Origin of the sequence: uncultured Eudoraea sp. (genome assembly GCF_947258525.1) — a bacterium.
Lineage (GTDB): Bacteria > Bacteroidota > Bacteroidia > Flavobacteriales > Flavobacteriaceae > Eudoraea.
The window spans coordinates 1-4,259 of the sequence record NZ_CAMYIP010000025.1 but is presented as its reverse complement, the minus strand read 5'-3'; the positions used below and the strand labels follow the sequence as shown (position 1 = coordinate 4,259).

General features: G+C 40.2%; 4 protein-coding genes. 3 read left to right on the top strand and 1 reads right to left on the bottom strand.

The genetic code is table 11. The annotated features are described in order from the left end of the window. A partial coding sequence (locus tag Q0X89_RS02060) for a hypothetical protein (RefSeq protein ID WP_297690947.1) occupies window positions 1–2,558 on the bottom strand: 2,558 nt, incomplete at its 3' end. Window positions 2,559–2,703: 145 nt separating this feature from the next. Between Q0X89_RS02060 and Q0X89_RS02055 the strand changes: the two genes are divergently transcribed. The 3 genes from Q0X89_RS02055 to Q0X89_RS02045 form a co-directional block, all read left to right on the top strand. Continuing rightward, entirely contained in the window at window positions 2,704–2,898 is a 195-nt protein-coding gene (locus Q0X89_RS02055; protein WP_297690946.1) for a hypothetical protein, read from the top strand. 198 nt (window positions 2,899–3,096) lie between these two features. Beyond that, entirely contained in the window at window positions 3,097–3,612 is a 516-nt protein-coding gene (locus tag Q0X89_RS02050; RefSeq protein ID WP_297690945.1) for a hypothetical protein, read from the top strand. Window positions 3,613–3,790: 178 nt separating this feature from the next. After that, the coding region (locus Q0X89_RS02045; protein ID WP_297690944.1) for a hypothetical protein at window positions 3,791–4,259 on the top strand (469 nt) is incomplete at its 3' end.

The following is a 4,259-nucleotide window of genomic DNA, read 5'->3' as shown; positions in this document are numbered from 1 at the left end:
GCAGATTGGTTAACCGCTTTACCCATTGCATTGATGATGTCGTTCCAGGATGCCTTTTTGGGAATATCTTTAATAAATAGTTCGAGGGTTTGGATATTTAATTTTGCACTATCCAATTCTTCTTGTTGCACTTTAAACTCCCGAATCTTTTGATGAAGTTGCGCTTCTTTTTTCGCTAATTTTTCATTGGAATAATTTAAGACCTGTTGTAATCTGCTAAAGCGTCGTTGTACATAAAAACGAGAATAATAAGATAAAAGCAGGAGCAGTAGGCCAATGGCACTATAAATAACCCATGTTCGCGAATACCAGGGTACAAATACGCTGAATTGAATTTCCAGTGGATTACTCCATTGGTACCCACCGGGTTGTCTGGCTCTTAATTCCAGGAAGTAATCGCCTGGTTCAATTTGGCTTAAGGTGAGTGTATTATTATTTCCATTGGATTGCCAGAGCTGTTCTTCCAGCATAATCTGTCTGTCTTCTTTGGGGAGCAGTCTGTATTGGTATTGAACGTTTCTGGCAGGAAAGGATAAATTCGTAAACAGCAAATTGAGCTGTTCACTTTTTTTTAGTTTTAACCCCTTGTTAAAGCCTTCGGTAATTTCATCTCTATCTATGGTTATCTTTCTAATCGTTGGCGGATTGGAATAAGGGAGCGTAGCTGCAGACATGCGTGAATAAACCAGGCCTTCTGCAGTTCCTGCCCAAAGACGGCCCTGAGCATCTGTCTTAATACATCGGTAAGCGCCAATAACAGCAGGTAACCCTTCCATTTCTCCTAAAACAGTGGAAGTGTTTTGATGGTGAAAAACCAGTCCTTTAGTGGCAGTAGAGATCCAAATATTATCATTAGAATAATGCGTTACTCCTCTCACCTCTTCCTGGCCTAAAATATCATTTTGGACGAGTGTGATCTTTTCAGAATCATAGCGCAGCAAGCCATCTGTAGTAGCCAACCACACAACACCACGATCGTCAATAGTAAGATCATGGGCTTCAAAATTGAGCATGGCCGTAAAAGGAAGCTTGGGGCTAAGATTCACAAATTGATCTATCTCCGGATCAAAACGATACAAATAACTGTCTTCACCGATACCTGCGGCATATATTTCGCCCCGTGCACCTTCCTTTATTGCCAGAACCCTGCTGGCAAAACCTTTGGTCTCATCGTAATACTTTATTTCATCCTTTGCATTGATTTGTGCAATACCAATAATAGGTTTATTCACAGGGGCCTGGCAAAACCAAAGGTTACCTTTACTATCCGGATAAAGATTGAAAATAGCCTCTCCCCGGTCATGGAAATCATCATATCGTTTGATGATTTTGTTATTGGAATATTTTAATAATTCAATTTTTGGGGTGCTGGTAGTTACCCATATGAATCCGGCTTTGTCCTGAGCAACTGCATTTGCCTGCAAATTATCATAAATGGGTGTTGCGGTGAACCCGTCTTTTTCGGGAGAGATTTCATATAAATAATTAATGGGTGCCCATGCATTTCCTTCATTGCCCATGGCAATTACGATAGGATTATTCAAGGGCAAATTTTCAACAGTTTCGAAAAAGCGTTGTTGGAGCAGCCAAAGTCCGGTTTCCGAACAAACCCAGAGTTGCTCATTATTGCTTTTGCTTTCCGTTGTTACATAAATTTCATAGATATGTCCAAAATCCAATTCTTCCACCCTGTGAGCTTCATTGGCTCCATATATAGTTTGAAGATCCTTATTTAAATCAGATAGTATAAATAGCTTTCCTTTAGCGGTTCCGATGATGTATTGATCATTTTGATTCAGGTACATGGCGGTAATAAGATCGTCATCCAGCTCAATTGTCTTAATTAACCGGGGTCTATTTCCCTGAATAGTATAGACCCGCAGCGCATCACTACCAACCAAAAGGTAATCTTTGTGAATTAATAATGTATTTCCATTTTTAATGTTGAGCTTTTTTTCAAAAGTATCAGTGGCTTCATTAAAGTAGAATAATCCATCTAATGGACTCAGAACCCAAATTCCTCCATTTGAGTCTTTATGAATTGCAAGCTTTTGTGCTTTATCCGATTTGGAAAATGGATAAGTTTTGAAATCTCCTTGCTGCAACCTCCCAATACTGTGATTAGATTGCGCAAGCCAGATATCCTGATCTTTACCCCGTGTTAAATCGTTAGGGTAAAAAGGAAGTCCTGTTGTTTCATTGATTGTGCCTTCCAGCAGTGGACTTACCTTAGGCTGAGAAAGAAAATCGTCTATTTGATAGATCCCTATATCATTTACAAACAGGAGCTGATCATCGCGTTCATGAAGCTGATGAATGAATTGACTCTTGGTGTGCATGCTATACATGTCAAAATGGATTCCATCAAATCGATATAAACCGTTTTGGCTACCAATCCAAATATAGCCGGCCTGATCCTGAAGTACCGTAGACACCTCATCAAAAGGGGCTTCGGACCCAGAATTGTATTGAACATAGCCATACTCTTGTGCAGAAATATGAAAAGATATGCCGCACAATAAAAGGAAGAGAAATATTTTATTCAGTTTACCTAACATTCCAGACTAAATTAGGAAAAATCTCAATGTAATAGAACTAGTTGGGTAAAACCTAGTCCACGATTTTTTAAATCAATTTTTATATTGATGGTTGTCAACTTCCGCGAAATCCACTAACTTAAAATTATAACCAAGCTTTCAATTTATGAGGCGAACCTGCCAGCACGTTATAACCTTAGCATTTCTTTGTCTGATCATTGCTGGAAGAGGTCAGGAGGGTAATTACAAGTTTGATAACTACGGGAACCAATCGATGCTGCTTAATGGCAATGTAACCGGAAGTGCTACAGATCTGGGTCTTGCTTATTACAATCCTGCCAGGCTCGTTTTTGTTGATTAACCCTCTTTTGTAATTGCCGTAAAGGCTTATGAATGGAGCCAATTTACCTTTTAGGATGTCTTCGAAACCGAAATCGACGTAAATACTTCTAATTTTAGTGGTATTCCAAGTATTGTTGCCGGAACATTCAATCTGAAATTCCTGCCTAAGCACAGATTCGCCTATTCAATCTTATCTAGCTACCGTTCTGATATTCCTTTGAACTATAGTTCCGGAATTCAGGAAAATCCCGAATTTGACACCTTAGAAAACGAAGTTAGACGTGTTACAAACATAAACTTTCAAAACAAATTGCGTGAAGAATGGTATGGTATTACCTGGGCTTATCCGGTAAATGAAAAATTGGGGATAGGCGCATCACTTTTTGGTAGTATTTATACAAACGAAGGCGGCAGTGATATTGATATAACAGTCGAACGCGAGGATAGCAGCACGGCAGGCTATAGCTCTACGCTAAATTATAATCAAAAAACATACGGGCTATTCCTGAAAATGGGCGTGGCGTGGCAGATTTCCAATATTGAACTAGGTGCCAATCTCAATCTGCCTTTTATCCCGGTCGAAACAAGGGCTTTTGTCAAGAAATTGCTGATAGTTTTGGAACTTTCTGAATGCGAGCTTTCGGTATTCCAGGTCCATTTCACCAACATTAGCTTGGTTATTGCCTGTAAATGCGAATTCTACCGTATCAAAATATCCGCTTTTGAACTCTAAAAAGAACTGGCTTCCGATGAACGGATCCAGGATAAGCATTCCAGGCGCTTTGGCAGATGGTGCCTGAGTATGGAGGTGCAAGGTGGCATTCGGGATTAAAAGGCAAAAACAAGCTAGAGCAACTTAGGGGAAAGTCACTTTGGCAAAATCTTTGATACCTCTGTGCAAAACCGTACTCATGGGAAAACATCTTCGTTCAATATGTCTATTGTTGCTCTTTTGGAGCCTTTCAAACCTGCATGCCCAGAAAAAGGGATTTGAACCGGGCTATATTATCACGCTGGAAGGAGATACCCTTTTGGGACAGGTAAAAGACCGGTCCCCTGAACCCTATGTGGAACTGTATTCCAGGATTCGTTTCAGGCCAGAAGGCAGAGCCTCAAAAAAGAAATACGGGGCAAAGGATATCCTGGGATATGGAGCAGGGGATCGTGAATATGTGTCTGTTCCTCTTTGGGAGGAATCGGCATTTTTTAAATTCCGGTATTATTTGGATCCCAATGCAGATAAAGTTTTCCTCATGGTCTTAAAAAGAGAGGGAGGGCTTTCCTATTACCGGCGTGAATTCGTCTATGACGACAACGATTATTTAGATTTTTATCCGCTATTCCACCTAGAAGGAGACAGGGAAATGGTCCGTGTGACCC

Excerpts from the sequence above, each read along its gene's own strand:
- Q0X89_RS02055 (WP_297690946.1), top strand. The coding sequence starts at position 2,704 with ATGAGGCGAACCTGCCAGCACGTTATAACCTTAGCATTTCTTTGTCTG.